The organism is Kitasatospora sp. NBC_01300, from assembly GCF_041435235.1.
In the GTDB taxonomy this organism is placed as follows: Bacteria; Actinomycetota; Actinomycetes; order Streptomycetales; family Streptomycetaceae; genus Kitasatospora.
Map to the genome: position 1 here is coordinate 2001924 of NZ_CP108408.1, position 14225 is coordinate 2016148.

A 14225-nucleotide genomic window follows, 5' to 3' on the forward strand; every position below is an offset into this window, starting at 1 on the left:
GAAATGCCGACCGCCGACCCCAACCCTAAACTTGACCTTTAGGGTTAGTCCTGTGCCTCCGTCACATCACCAGGGGGCACAGTCTGGTGACACAGGACACTAGGTGGCTCCAGGCACGTGTTTCAACGAACACGCCGAGCTTCCCCTTTTCTTTTGAGCCTATGTGATCATCGGCCGGCACATGAAACCGGGGTGACCACCAAGGGTCGGGCCGACACTTCACAGCGTCAACCCCTCCCTCAGGCACAGAACCTACCGGATCATCCCGACACCGCCGGCGCCTCCGGCGCACTCACGTCGAAGTTCGAGCCCTTCTGAGCCATCAACGCGACCAGTGCCCGGGCCTTGCGATCGGTCTGCTCCGGGCTCCCCCAGCGCACCGTCGCACCCCCGCTGAGCTGCAGCTGAATATCGTCGTACGAGTGCACCAGCACCGCTCCGGCCCGCTTCGCCACCTCCGGCGGCAGTCCGGCGGCCACCGACACCGCGCCCTGAACCAGTTGCGAACGGGAGATCACCCCGTCCGCGTCCTTCGCCTGCTGACTGAGCCGCAGTTCCACCACCGGCACCCCCTCCGGTGGGGCCGCCTCGGTGGCGAAGCTCACGCCGGTGGCGTCCACCTGGGTGAACTGACCGTCCTCCCCCTTGACGGCGGCCACCGCCGTGCGCTGGACGACCTTCACCCGCAGGGTGTGCGGCCAGCCACGCCACACCTCGGCCTTCGCCACCCGGGGGATCGCCTCCACCCGGCGCTGGACGGCGTCCAGGTCCACTCTGGCCAGCGGGCCGTCACCGATCCCGCCGATCGCCTCGCGGACCTGGTCCGCCGTCAGCTTCTCGTCCTTCGGTCCCTGGACCGCGACCTCGCGCACGTCCAGCACCGAGGAGAAGAACACCACCCAGGCCAGCACGCCCAGCACCGCGGCGCCGAGCACGCTCAGCACCACGATGCCCCGCCGGGAGAGCCGGAGCCGAGGAGCGGACTCCTCGGCCTCCAGCTCTTCCTCCAGCGGGTCGGCGAGCCGGCCGTCAGCCACGGCGGCGACCGCCGCGGGAGGCCTGGATCGCCTCGTAGACCATGCCGACCAGCAGGTCGTCGGCGTCCCGGCGGCCGAACTCCGCGGCGGCCCGGCTCATGTCCCACAGCCGCTGCGGGTCGGTGAGCACCGGCAGCACGTTCTGCAGCACCCACTCCGGGGTCAGCTCGGCGTCGTCCACCAGCAGGCCGCCGCCGGCCTTGACCATCGGCTGGGCGTTCAGCCGCTGCTCGCCGTTGCCGATCGGCAGCGGGACGAACGCGGCGGGCAGCCCGACGGCGGCCAGCTCGGCGACGGTCATGGCGCCGGCCCGGCAGAGCATCAGGTCCGCCGCCGCGTAGGCGAGGTCCATCCGGTCGACGTACGGCACCGCGCGGTACGGCGGCATCCCGGGGATGTCCTCGACCTGCGGCAGCTCGTTCTTCGGGCCGACGGCGTGCAGGATCTGCACGCCGTACTGCTGGAGCCGCGGGGCGATCGCGGTGACCACCTCGTTGAGCCGGCGCGCGCCCTGGGAGCCGCCGGAGACCAGCAGGGTGGGCAGCCGCTGGTCGAGGCCGAAGTAGTGCCGGGCCTCCGGCCTGGCGGCGCCCCGGTCCAGGGTGGCGATGGTCCGGCGCAGCGGGATGCCGATGTACCGGGAGTCGCGCAGCTTGCTGTCCGGCGTGGAGACCGCGACGAAGTCCGTGTAGCGGGCGCCGATCTTGTTGGCCAGGCCCGGACGGGCGTTCGCCTCGTGCACCACGATCGGCACCCCGGCCCGCTTGGCGGCCAGGTACGCGGGCATCGCGACGTAGCCGCCGAAGCCGACCACGGCGTCCGCGTTGACCCGCTCGATGATCTCCTGGGCGGCCCGGACGGTGCCGCGCAGCCGGCCGGGGACGGTGATCAGCTCGGGGGTGGGCTTGCGGGGCAGCGGGACGGCCGGAATCAGCTCCAGCTGGTAGCCGCGTTCCGGCACCAGCCGGGTCTCCAGTCCGCGCTCGGTTCCCAGGGCGGTGATCCCGATGGACGGGTCGTGCCTGCGGAGGGCGTCCGCGAGGGCCAGCGCCGGCTCGATGTGACCGGCGGTCCCCCCGCCGGCGAGTACGACATGCACCGAAATTCACCGCTCCCTGCGTGCCGGCCCCGGGGCCGGGCGCGCTGTGGTTCGTCGTCGTGGCAGCACCCGGGCCAGTCGTCTCCTGATCCGGGAGTTCTTGCTCCGGGCGGCCAGCGCCGCCTTCGCGCCCGAGGTGCTGCGCGCCAGGCACAGCAGCACACCGATCGCGGACATGGCCGACAGCATGGCGGAACCGCCGTAGGAGAACAGCGGGAGCGGGACGCCCGCGATGGGCAGCAGTCCCAGCGCCGACCCCAGGTTGATCATGGCCTGCGCCATGATCCAGGTGGTGGCGGCTCCCGCGGCGTACCTGACGAAGGGGTCCTTCGTACCGATGGCCACACGGATACCCGCGTAGCCTAGTGCCGCGAAGAGACCGATCACCGACAGCGTCCCCACCAGGCCCAGTTCCTCGCCGGTCGCGGCGAAGATGAAGTCGGTGTGCGCCTCGGGCAGCTGGCCCCATTTCTCCACGCCGGCACCGAGACCGGTGCCGAAGCCTCCGCCGAGCGCGAACGAGTACACGCCGTGCAGCGCCTGGAAGCAGGCCCCGTCCGGGTCGGGCTTGGTGACGCCGATGCAGCCCAGGCGCTCCGCCCGGTGCGGGACGGTGATCACCAGCGCGGTGCAGACCACCACGGCCACCCCGACGGTGGCCACGAACAGCCGCAGCGGCGCGCCGACCATCCAGAGCAGCGCGAACAGCATCGCCACCAGGATCATCGAGGTACCCATGTCGCCGCCGAGCATGATCAGCGCGAGCAGCAGCAGGGCGCCCGGCACCAGCGGGACGAGCAGGTGCTTCCAGGTGGTGAGGGTGCCGGCCTTCTGCTTGCGGGCGAGCAGGTCGGCGCCCCAGAGCACCAGCGCGAGCTTGGCGAACTCCGAGGGCTGGAACTGGAAGAAGCCGAAGTCCAGCCAGTTCTGGTTGCCGTTGATCCGCACCCCGATGCCGGGCACGGCGACCAGCGCGAGCGCGCCGATCACCCCGAACATCACCGGGTAGACGATCACCCTCAGCACCGCCAGCGGCACGGAGGCGAAGCCGATCAGCAGGACCAGGCCGAGGATGGCCGCGATCAGCTGTTTGAGGAAGTAGTACTGCGCCGAGTGGTGCTGGCCCAGGGCGAGGATCTGCGAGGCCGAGAAGACCATCATCAGGCCGAGCACCACCAGCAGCAGCGTCGTGCCGATGACCAGCAGGTAGGGCGTGAGCGGCCGGTCCAGCCAGTACCGCACCCGGTACCGGAAGGCCCGTACCCGGGCCAGCGGTCCGGCCGACTTGTACTTGGTCGTGGTGGCCGAGATCACGCGCCACGGCTCGGCGGCATCCCGCTCCGGTGCTCCGGAACCCGCCCTGCCCTGCCCAGCCACTCCCCGCTCACTCTCTCTTCACGGCTCACCCGCCGCCGGGCCGCTCCGGCCCGGTACGGCCCTTCGGCTCACTCCCCGCGGTCCGCCAGCTGCCGGACCGCGGCGGCGAAGAGGTCGCCGCGCTCGCCGTAGTTGGTGAACATGTCCATCGAGGCGCAGGCCGGTGCCAGCAGCACCGTGTCACCCGGCCGGGCGAGCGAGGCGGCCGTCCGGACGACCTCCGCCATCGCCACCGCGCCAGTCTGGCCCTCGGCCGCCTCGATCACCGGGACATCCGGAGCGTGTCGCTCCAGTGCCTCCCGGATCAGCGCGCGGTCCTCGCCGATCAGCACTGCGGCGCGCAGCCGCCCGGCCGCGCCCTGGACCAGGTCGTCGAAGGTCGCGCCCTTGGCCAGGCCGCCGGCGATCCAGACGACCGGCCGGTAGGCGGCCAGCGAGGCCGCGGCGGCGTGGGTGTTGGTGGCCTTGGAGTCGTCGATGTAGGTGACCTCGCCGACCACGCCGACCTCGGCGATCCGGTGGGCGTCCGGGCGGAAGGCCCGCAGGCCCTCCCGGACGGCCTTCGGCTCGACGCCGTACGCCCGGGCCAGCGCCGCCGCGGCGAGCGCGTTGGCGATGTTGTGCGGGGCCGGCGGGTGCACGTCCTCGACGGCGCCCAGCTCGGCCGCGTTCTTGGCCCGGTCGGCCACGAACGCGCGGTCCACCAGCAGCCCGTCCACCACGCCGAGGTTCGACAGGGCGGGCGCGCCGAGGCCGAAGCCGATCGCCCGGCAGCCCTCCTCGACGTCGGCCTCGCGGACCAGCGCCTCGGTGGCCGGGTCGGCCAGGTTGTACACGCAGGCGACGGTGTTGCCCTGGTAGATCCGGCCCTTGTCGGCGGCGTACGCCTCCATCGAGCCGTGCCAGTCGAGGTGGTCGGGGGCCAGGTTGAGCACGACCGCCGAGTGCGGGCGCAGCGAGGGCGCCCAGTGCAGCTGGTAGCTGGAGAGCTCGACGGCGAGCACGTCGTACGGCTCCTCGGCGAGGACCGCGTCCAGGACGGACACCCCGACGTTGCCGACGGCGGCGGTGCGCCTGCCGGCGGCGGTGAGGATCGAGGCCAGCATCTGGACGGTGGTGGTCTTGCCGTTGGTGCCGGTGACGGCCAGCCAGGGGGCGGGCTCGCCGGTGGCGGGCAGCGGCCGGCGCAGGCGCCAGGCGAGTTCGACGTCGCCCCAGACCTCGATGCCGGCCGCCGCGGCGGCGGCGAACAGCGGGCGGTCGGGCGCCCAGCCGGGCGAGGTGACGACCAGCCGGGTGCCCTCGGGCAGGCTGTCGCCGTCGCCGAGGCGGACGGTGACGCCGAGCGCCTCCAGCTCGGCGGCCCGGGCGGTCAGGCCCGCGCCGCTGCCGCCGTCCACCACGGTGACGTGGGCACCGAGGTCGTGCAGGACGCGCGCGGCACTGATGCCGGAGACGCCGAGCCCGGCGACGACGACGGGCAGGTCCGCGAACTGCGAATCGATCAACTGGGGGTTCGTCATCCGGTCCGGTATCCCGCGTAGAAGAGGCCGAGGCCGACGGCCACGCAGAGCCCCTGGATGATCCAGAACCGGACCACGACCAGGACTTCGCTCCAGCCCTTGAGTTCGAAGTGGTGCTGCAGTGGTGCCATCTTGAAGACGCGCTTGCCGGTCATCCGGAACGAGCCGACCTGGATGATCACCGACAGGGTGATGATCATGAAGAGGCCACCGAGCAGGATCAGCAGCAGTTCGGTGCGCGAGCAGATCGCCAGACCGGCCAGGGCGCCGCCGAGGGCGAGCGAGCCGGTGTCGCCCATGAAGATCTTGGCGGGCGAGGTGTTCCACCAGAGGAAGCCGAAGCAGGAGCCCATCAGGGCGGCGGCGACCACCGCGAGGTCCAGCGGGTCGCGGACGTCGTAGCAGCTGACGGTCGCGGTGACGGAGTAGGCGCAGCTCTGCCCGTACTCCCAGACGCCGATGAAGGTGTAGGCGCCGAAGGCCATCACCGAGGCACCGGTGGCGAGGCCGTCCAGACCGTCCGTCAGGTTCACGCCGTTGGAGGTCGCGGCGATCATGAAGTAGGCGAAGATGACGAACAGCACGGGGCCGATCGACCAGCCGTAGTCCCGCACGAAGGACAGGTGCTGGGACGCCGGGGTGAGCCCGCGGTCGTCGTGGAACTGCAGCGCCAGCACGGCGAAGGCCAGGCCGACGATGGACTGGCCGGCCAGCTTCGCCTTGGCCCGCAGACCGAGCGAGCGGCGCTTGACCACCTTGATGTAGTCGTCCAGGAAGCCGACCAGGCCCAGACCGGTCGTCAGGAAGAGCACCAGCAGGCCGGAGGCCGTCGGGCTCTCGCCCGTTATCGCCTTGGTCCCGAAGTAGGCGATCAGGGTCGCCAGGATGAAGGCGATGCCGCCCATGGTGGGCGTGCCCTTCTTGCTGTGGTGCGCCTTCGGCCCGTCGTCACGGATGTACTGGCCGTAGCCCTGCCGGGCGAGCAGCTTGATCAGGGCGGGGGTACCGACCAGCGACAGGATCAGGCCGATCATGCCGGAGAAGAGGATCTGCTTCATTACGCGGCCACACCGTCCGAGAGGAGGGCCTCGGCCACCTTCTCCAGCCCCACCGAACGGGACGCCTTCACCAGGACCACATCCCCTGGCCGAAGTTGACTGCGCAGCAGCTCGACCGCCGCGTCCGCGTCGGACACCAGCACCGACTCCTCACCCCACGAACCTTCGTTCCTCGCGCCGAGTTCCATGCAGGCCGCCTCGCGTCCACCGACCGCCACCAGCTTGGTGACGTCCAGTCGGACGGCGAGCCGCCCGATGGCGTCGTGCTCGGCCAGGCTCTCCTCGCCGAGCTCCCGCATCTCGCCGAGCACCGCCCAGGTGCGGCGGCGCTCCGGGCCGCGTCCCCCCATCGAGACCAGCGCCCGCAGCGCGGCCCGCATCGAGTCGGGGTTCGCGTTGTAGGCGTCGTTGACGACGGTGACACCATCGGCCCGGTCGACGACCTCCATGCGCCAGCGGGACAGCGCACCCGCTTCGCCCAGGGCGGTCGCGGTGTCGTCGACGGACATCCCGAGCTCCACCGCCACCGCAGCGGCGGCGAGGGCGTTCGAGACGTGGTGCTCACCGTACAGGCGCAGCTGCACGGGCGCGGAACCGGCCGGGGTGGTGAGCGTGAAGGACGGCCGTCCGGCGGCGTCCAGCCGAACGTCCGTCGCCCGGACGTGGGCGTCCGGGGATTCCCCGAACAGGACCACCTTCGCTCTGGTACGGCTGACCATCGCGCGCACCAGCCGGTCGTCCGCGTTGAGGATCGCGGCGCCGTCGGCGGGCAGCGCCTCGACGAGCTCGCCCTTGGCCTCGGCGATCGCCTCCTGCGAGCCGAACTCGCCGACGTGCGCGGTGCCGACGTTCAGCACCACTCCGATCCGGGGCGGCGTGATCGAGGTGAGGTACTCGATGTCGCCCTTGTGCCGGGCGCCCATCTCCATGACCAGGTGCCGGGTACTGGGCTCGACCCGCAGCGCGGTCATCGGGTGGCCGATCTCGTTGTTGAGCGAGCCGGGCGGGTAGACCGTGTCGCCGAGGCGCTGCAGCAGCTGGGCGATCAGGTCCTTGGTGCTGGTCTTGCCGGCCGAGCCGGTCAGCGCGACGACGGCGGTGCCCTCGGCGCGGGCGACCACGGCCCGGGCCAGCTTGCCGAGCGCGTCCACCACACTGTCGACCAGGATGGCGGGCACGCCGACCGGGCGGTCGGCCAGCACCGCGACGGCGCCGGCCCCGACCGCGACGGCCGCGTAGTCGTGGCCGTCCACGCGCTCGCCGACGAAGGCCGCGAACAGGCCGCCGGGGCGTACCTTCCGCGAGTCGACCTCGACCGGGCCGGTCACCAGGGCGCCGGGGTCGGCGCCGTCCAGGGTGCCCCCGACTGCGGCGGCCACCTCGGCGAGGGTCAGTGCGATCACTGCTGCTCTACTCCTCGGTCGCCCCGGGCGGCCGTGGTCTGCGTGATGGATTCGCGCAGCACCTCCCGGTCGTCGAAGGGGCGGATCTCGTCTCGTACGTACTGGCCAAGTTCGTGGCCCTTGCCGGCCACCAGCACGGTGTCCCCGGCGTGGGCGCGGGCGACGGCGATGCGGATCGCCTCGGCCCGGTCGGGGACGACCAGGACGGTCCCGCGCTCGGCCTCGGGCACCGCGGCGGCGCCGGTCAGCATGCTGGCGAGGATCGCCAGCGGGTCTTCGCTGCGCGGGTTGTCGCTGGTCAGCAGGGCGGTGTCGGCGAGCCGGGCGGCGATGGCGCCCATCGGGCCGCGCTTGTGCGGGTCGCGGTCCCCGCCGCAGCCGACGACGACGTGCAGCCGGCCCTTGGTGACCTCGCGCAGCGAGCCGAGGACGGCCTGGAGGGCGTCCGGCTTGTGCGCGTAGTCGACCACGGCGACGAACGCCTGTCCGGCGTCCACCCGCTCCAGCCGGCCCGGCACGCCGGGCACCGCGGCGACGCCGGCCACGGCCCGCTCCAGCGGCAGGCCGGCGGCGACCAGCAGGGTGATCGCGGCGAGCGCGTTGGCCACGTTGAACGGGCCGGGCAGCGGCACGGCCGCGTCGGCCTCGGCGCCGTCCGGGCCGAGCACCCGGAAGGTGGAGCCGACCGGGCCGAGCTGGACGTCCACGGCCCGCCAGTCGGCCTCGACGGCGCCGGTGGCGGAGAAGGTGGTCACCGGGATCTTGGCCTCGGCGGCCAGCCGGCGGCCGTACTCGTCGTCCACGTTGACCACGCCGTGGCGGGACTTGCCGGGCTGGAAGAGCCGGGCCTTCGCCTGGAAGTAGTCCTCCATGTCCGGGTGGAAGTCGAGGTGCTCGGGGGTGAGGTTGTTGAACAGCGAGACGTCGTACGTCACCCCGTCGGTACGGCCGTAGACCAGCGCGTGGCTGGAGACCTCCATGGTCACCGCGTCCGCGCCGCGCTCGGCCATCACGCCGAGGATCGCGTGCAGGTCGGTGGCCTCGGGGGTGGTGCGCTCGCTCTTGATCCGCTCCTCGCCGACCCGCATCTCGACGGTGCCGATCACCCCGGGGGCGCGCCCGGCGCCGAGCAGGCCGCCCTCGACCAGGTAGGAGGTGGTGGTCTTGCCGTTGGTGCCGGTCAGCCCGATCATCAGCAGCCGCTCGGAGGGGCGGCCGTAGACGGCTGCCGCGAGCTCGCCCATCCGGGCCCGCGGCCGGTCGACGACCAGCAGCGGCAGGCCGGTGCCGGCCGCCAGCTCGGCGCCGGCCGGGTCGGTGAGCAGCGCCGCCGCGCCCGCCGCCGCGGCCTGGGCCGCGAAGGCCGCGCCGTGGTGGTTGGCGCCGGGGAAGGCCACGTACACGTCGCCGGGGCGCACCGCCCGGGAGTCGTGGGTGACGCCGCTGACGAGGCCCCCCTCGACGGGGTCGAGGCCCAGCTGGCGGGCCAGTTCGGCGAGCGGCAGGGCGGCGGTCCCGGCCGGGCGGGGCGGACTCACGGTGATTTGATCGGGTTTCGGCACGGCGGGAAGGCTATCCGCCGAAGGGTGTCCAGGGCCAAACCGGCCCTTCGCCGCGCCGCCGTCCGACCCGACCCGCTCGTTGCTCATGCTCGCTCACGGCTTCCACTCGACGGGCAGGTTGGGCGCCTCGCTGCCGCTGGGCGGGACCTGCATGGTCTTCAGGGTGAACTCCATCACCTGCTTGAACACCGGTCCGCACAGCTGGCCGCCGAAGTGGCCGTTGACCGGCCCCTGGAGGGTGCAGGAGACGGTGTACCGGGGGGCGTCGGCGGGGGCGAAGCCGATGAAGGAGGCGGTGTAGCCGTCGTAGCCGACGCCGTTGGCGGCCCCCCGGTTGGCGGTGCCGGTCTTGCCGGCGACCCGGTAGCCGGGGATGGCGGCCTTGCCGCCGGTGCCCTGCTCGTCGTCGACGACCGACTCCAGCATCGAGGTGAGGGTCTTGGCGGTCTCTTCGCTGACCACCCTGGTCTGCTCGCCCGGCGGGGTCGCGGTGTACTTGCCGTCCGGGCTGGTGGTGCCCTGGACGATGCTGGGCGCGACCCGGACGCCGCCGTTGGCGATGGTCGAGTAGACCGAGGTGGCCTGCAGCGCGTTCATCTGCATCGGGCCCTGGCCGAAGGAGGTGTTGTACTTCTCCGAGGCGACCAGGTCCTCCGGCTTCTTGAGCTTCCCGGCCGTCTCGCCGGGGAAGTTCAGGCCGGTCGGCTGGGCGACGCCGAACTTGCGCATGTAGCTGTCCAGGACCTGGTTGGCCTTCAGCTGGTCGCCGTCGCCGAGCGTCTCCATGGCCTCGATGGTGCCGATGTTGGAGGACTTGGCCAGCACCCCGGCCAGGGTCAGGTACCAGGTGTCGTGCTTGACGTCGTCCTTGAACTGCTGGCCGGCCCGGACCAGCGGGTAGGGCACCGTGACCTTGGTGTCCCAGGTGGCCTTGCCGGTGTCCAGGACGGCGCCCAGGGTCATCAGCTTGGCGGTGCTGCCCGGCTCGTACGCGTCGACCAGCGCGGCGTTGCCCATCTGGGACTGCTTGGCGGTGCTCAGGTCGTTCGGGTTGAAGCCGGGCGCGGTGGCCATCGCGAGGACCTGACCGGTCTTCACGTCCTGGACGACGACGTAGCCCTTCTCCGCCCCGGAGTTGGCGACCTGGTCGGTGAGCGCCCGCTGGGCGGCCCACTGGATGTCCCGGTTGATGGTCAGCTTCACGTCGGTGCCGGGCACGGCCGGGTCCATCGAGCCCCCGGCGGTGGGCACCAGCCGGCCGCCCGCCTGGGCGTAGCTGCTGTGCCCGTCCTTGCCGGCCAGCTGCTTCTGGTACTGGAGCTCCAGGCCGCCGGCGCCCTCGCCCTCGCCGTTGACGAAGCCGACGAGGTTGGCGGCCAGCCCGTCGGCGGGGTAGATCCGCTTCTGGGTCTCCCGGTTGAACACCCCGGCCAGCGGGTTGGCGCACTCGTTGTCGACCCGGGTGCGTCCGCCCTGGTCGGCGGCCTTGGTCAGCAGCCGCTTCTGGGCCTGGCAGGTCCGCGAGCCGGCCTGCTTCTCCAGGCCCGCCTTGAGGTCGCTGATCTGGCTCTTGGTGGCCGGGGTCTGCTGGGCGGCGAGCCGCTTGTAGCGGGTCTTGGGGGTGTGCAGGTCGGCGGCGATCTTGTCCTTGGGCACGCCGAGGATCGGCGCCAGCAGGGCGGCCGCCTGCTCCGGGGCGTCCGGGATGCCGGTCGCCGCCGGGGTGAACATCGCCGGGTCGGCGGTGATGTCGTACGCGTCGACGGTGGCGGCCAGCGCCACCCCGTCGGAGGACGTTATCGAGCCGCGCTCGGCGGTGATCGGGATGTTCAGGTAGCGGTTGGTGTTGGCGTCGGCGGCCAGCGCGTCGGAGTCCAGCAGCTGGAGCTGCACCAGGCGGCCGGCGAACACCGAGAACACCAGCGACATCACCACGGTGATCACCCGCAGGCGGCGCTTGGGCTCGGCCAGCCGGAGCGCCTTGGGGCGCAGCGGGCGGCGCGGCCGGACGGCGGCCTGGCTCCGGGCCGGCGGGCGGCCCTCGGGGCGGCGCTGCTGCGGTGCCCGGGGCGTACGGGCGGCGGCGGCCTTGGCGGGCTGGCCCTTGGCCGACTGCCCCTTCGCGGGCTGGCCCTTGACGGGCTGTCCCTTCGCGGCTTGTCCCTTGACCGGCTGCCCCTTCGCAGGCTGGGCCTTGCCGGCGGACTGGCCGCGCGGCGCGGCCGCGCGGGGCGCGGCGCCCTTGGGCGGCTGGCGGCGGCCGTTGCCGGAGCCTCCTGACGGCTGACGTGGCGTGCTCATCGGCCCGCACCTCCGGTCGACGGCGCGGGCGCGGCCGGGGAGGCCGGATTGATCTGGACCACGGAGTCACCGGCCGTGGCCGCCGGGCTCGGTGCGCCCGGGGGCGCGCTCGCCGGGGGCGCACCCGTCGGGGCGCTCGGCGCCGGCTGCCTCATCGGCCACGGGTCGACCGTCGAGCGCTTGACCGGCGGGCTGTCCTGCGCCGGTCCGGGCGTGCCGATCACCTTGCCGCCGTTCGGGACGTCCAGGAAGGCCATCCCGCCGGCCGGGACCATGCCCAGCTCGGCGGCCCGCCGGGCCAGCGCGTCCGGCGCCGAGGACTGGTCGATCTGGTGCTGGAGGCCCTGCTTCTCGTCGGTCGCCACGGTGGTCTGCTTCTGCAGTCGGGACAGTTCGAAGGAGCCCTCGTTGAGCGCCGTGTTCAGCGCCAGCAGCCCGAGCAGCCCCGCCGCGAGCAGCACCACCACGAGCACCGCGAACGGCGTGCGCCCCCGCACCGGACGCCGCCCCGGCCGGACCGTGATCCGCGCCCTGCCCTGTCCGGGGAACGATCCCCGCCCCGCCCGGACCCCACCGGCCACCGGCCCCACTGCTCTCCTCCGCCCTTCGGACCCCGCCGGGGCCAACGTTTCAGCCCCGCTTGCTACGGTCCCTGATCCTCTCCGCCACCCGCAGCCGTACGGGCGCGGCGCGCCGGTTCTCCTCGATCTCCTCCTCCGTGGCCAGCTCGGCACCACGGGTGATCAGCTTGAGCCAGGGCTGGTGCTCCTCCGGGATGAACGGCAGCCCCGGCGGCGCGGTGTTGGTCGATCCGGCGGCGAAGTACTGCTTCACCAGCCGGTCTTCGAGCGACTGGTAGGACATCACGACCATCCGACCGCCGATCGTCAGGGCCTCCAGCGCACCGGGGATCGCCCGGTCCAGGACCTCCAGCTCGCCGTTGACCTCGATCCGCAGCGCCTGGAACGTCCGCTTGGCCGGGTTCCCGCCGGTCCGGCGGGTCGCCGCCGGAATGGCGTTCCGCACCAACTCCACCAGACGCGCGCTGTTGGTGAACGGTTCCTTCTCCCGCTCCCGGAGGATCACCGAGGCGATCTTCCCGGCGAACCGCTCCTCGCCGTAGACCTTGAGGATCCGGGCCAGCGCGCCGTGGCTGTAGGTGTTCAGCACCTCCGCCGCGCTGATCCCCCGGGTCTGGTCCATCCGCATGTCCAGCGGCGCGTCCTGCGCGTACGCGAAACCGCGATCGGCCTCGTCCAGCTGCATCGAGGAGACGCCGAGGTCGAACAGGACGCCGTCCACCCGGTCGATGTCCAGGCGCTCCAGCACCTCGGGGATCTCGTCGTAGACGGCGTGCACCAGGGTGGCCCGGTCGCCGAAGGGCGCCAGCCGCTCGCCGGAGAGCTTCAGCGCCTGCGGGTCGCGGTCCACCGCGACCAGCCGCACCTCGGGGAACTGGGTGAGCAGCGCCTCGCTGTGCCCGCCGAGGCCGAGGGTGGCGTCCACCACCACCGCCCCGGGGCGCGAGATCGCCGGAGCCAGGGCGTCCATGCACCGCTGCAGCATGACCGGAACGTGCTTGGGGCCCGGATCGTTGGTGGTCATGCGCGGTGGCGCCCTTCCTCAGGTGCGGAGCAGCCCGACGACCGGGAGCTCCGACCATTCTCGCCCACCACTGCTCGACGCGACGACGCGGCCCGTGGTCCCCGCCCGCTCCAGGGGGAAGATCGTGACCGCCCGGCGCCGGGGAAGGTGCGCCAGGTGGGCACGGAGCGGGTGGAGGCCACGGGCCGCATCGACCGGGCCACCCGGGCCGGAAAAGCCCGGTTGACGGGATCCGGCGGGTGTGCTCCACTGCGCCGCAAACTCTATCGCGCGGGCCCCGCCAGTCAATGGTCCGCTCCGGCGCACCACCCGGGCGGCGGTACGGATCACCGCAGGTCGCAGCCGTGGGAGCGGCCCCACGGAGGTGCCGGCCGGGGGCCCGCGGGAGCGGCCGCGCGCCCCACCCGCACACCCGTCCCGCGGGCGCTCCGGGACCAGCCCGGACAAACCCTCCCGAACGCGTGGAACGGTCCTCCCACGGTCCTCCTGTTGTGGTGATGCGCTCGATCACAGCGGCCCGATCTGTAGCTCTCCTCCCCACCGCGGACGCCCGAATCGCACTAACGTCGCCACCATGACAGTGACCCCCGACCGGCCGACGCCGACCGACGCTGCCGACTCCCCGCGACCCGCCATCATCGACCGCTTCGTCACGGACAACCGCGAGTACGCCGTGACCTTCCGGGACGGCGGCATGGACGCCCGCCCGGTCCAGAAGATCGCCGTGGTCGCGTGCATGGACGCCCGCCTCGACCTGTTCGCGGCGCTCGGCCTCGAACTGGGCGACGCCCACGTCATCCGCAACGCGGGCGGCGTCGTCACCGACGACACCATCCGCTCCCTCACCATCAGTCAGCGCGCCCTCGGCACCCGCTCGGTCGCACTGATCCACCACACCGGCTGCGGCCTGCTCGGGCTGACCGAGGACTTCCGCCGCGAGCTGGAGCTGGAGGTCGGCCAGCGCCCGCAGTGGGCGGTGGAGGCCTTCGTCGACCTCGACGGCGACGTCCGCCAGTCCATGCAGCGGGTCCGCACCTCGCCCTTCCTGCTGCACACCGACGACGTCCGCGGCTTCGTCTTCGACGTCCACACCGGGCTCCTGCGCGAAATCCACTGAACCCCGTACCCGCACCACCGCCCCGCACCGCGCACCGCCCGGCCAACGGCGTCCGGGCATCCGGGCCGTCCCGAGGGTGACTTCTGGTCACCGGTCAGGGGAGAATGCGCCTGCCGGTCAGACCCCGAACCACCTGGGGCGGC

The 14225-nt window shown here is 72.7% G+C and carries 11 protein-coding genes; 1 reads left to right on the forward strand and 10 read right to left on the reverse strand.

Features of this window, described 5'->3' with window-relative positions; genetic code table 11:
- Positions 1-260 precede the first annotated feature (260 nt).
- The 10 genes from OG556_RS08945 to rsmH all read right to left on the reverse strand — a co-directional run bounded on the left by OG556_RS08945 (position 261) and on the right by rsmH (position 12965).
- Entirely contained in the window at positions 261-1037 is a 777-nt protein-coding gene (locus OG556_RS08945; RefSeq protein WP_371516658.1) for a cell division protein FtsQ/DivIB, read from the reverse strand.
- Complete coding sequence (gene murG, locus OG556_RS08950) at positions 1030-2136, reverse strand: undecaprenyldiphospho-muramoylpentapeptide beta-N-acetylglucosaminyltransferase (protein WP_063347235.1); 1107 nt, start codon at positions 2134-2136, stop codon at positions 1030-1032. The genes OG556_RS08945 and murG overlap by 8 nt, the downstream gene beginning before the upstream one ends.
- Before the next feature lie 6 nt (positions 2137-2142).
- Positions 2143-3450: a putative lipid II flippase FtsW gene (gene ftsW / locus OG556_RS08955; protein ID WP_371516659.1), complete on the reverse strand. Its 1308-nt coding sequence runs from the start codon at positions 3448-3450 to the stop codon at positions 2143-2145.
- A gap of 131 nt (positions 3451-3581) precedes the next feature.
- Entirely contained in the window at positions 3582-5036 is a 1455-nt protein-coding gene (murD, locus tag OG556_RS08960) for a UDP-N-acetylmuramoyl-L-alanine--D-glutamate ligase (RefSeq protein ID WP_371516660.1), read from the reverse strand.
- Positions 5033-6094 carry a phospho-N-acetylmuramoyl-pentapeptide-transferase gene (gene mraY / locus OG556_RS08965; RefSeq protein WP_371516661.1) on the reverse strand — a complete coding sequence of 354 codons (1062 nt, stop codon included), beginning with the start codon at positions 6092-6094 and terminating at the stop codon, positions 5033-5035. The genes murD and mraY overlap by 4 nt, the downstream gene beginning before the upstream one ends.
- Positions 6094-7497, reverse strand: coding sequence for a UDP-N-acetylmuramoyl-tripeptide--D-alanyl-D-alanine ligase (gene murF, locus OG556_RS08970; protein WP_371516662.1), 1404 nt, complete (start codon positions 7495-7497; stop codon positions 6094-6096). The genes mraY and murF overlap by 1 nt, the downstream gene beginning before the upstream one ends.
- Positions 7494-9059, reverse strand: coding sequence for a UDP-N-acetylmuramoyl-L-alanyl-D-glutamate--2,6-diaminopimelate ligase (locus tag OG556_RS08975; protein WP_371516663.1), 1566 nt, complete (start codon positions 9057-9059; stop codon positions 7494-7496). Before OG556_RS08975 ends, murF begins: the two co-directional genes overlap by 4 nt.
- Before the next feature lie 93 nt (positions 9060-9152).
- Positions 9153-11360 (reverse strand): peptidoglycan D,D-transpeptidase FtsI family protein, encoded by a 2208-nt coding sequence (locus tag OG556_RS08980; protein WP_371516664.1) that lies wholly within the window; start codon positions 11358-11360, stop codon positions 9153-9155.
- A complete protein-coding gene (locus OG556_RS08985) occupies positions 11357-11857 on the reverse strand; it encodes a hypothetical protein (protein WP_371516665.1) in 501 nt (166 codons plus the stop codon). Before OG556_RS08985 ends, OG556_RS08980 begins: the two co-directional genes overlap by 4 nt.
- A gap of 133 nt (positions 11858-11990) precedes the next feature.
- The gene (gene rsmH / locus OG556_RS08990) at positions 11991-12965 is read right to left on the reverse strand and encodes a 16S rRNA (cytosine(1402)-N(4))-methyltransferase RsmH (protein WP_371516666.1); all 975 of its coding nucleotides are present in this window, start codon (positions 12963-12965) and stop codon (positions 11991-11993) included.
- Positions 12966-13539: 574 nt separating this feature from the next.
- On the opposite strand from rsmH, the gene OG556_RS08995 reads away from it, so the two are divergent.
- Positions 13540-14082 (forward strand): carbonic anhydrase, encoded by a 543-nt coding sequence (locus OG556_RS08995; RefSeq protein WP_063347243.1) that lies wholly within the window; start codon positions 13540-13542, stop codon positions 14080-14082.
- Positions 14083-14225 lie beyond the last annotated feature (143 nt).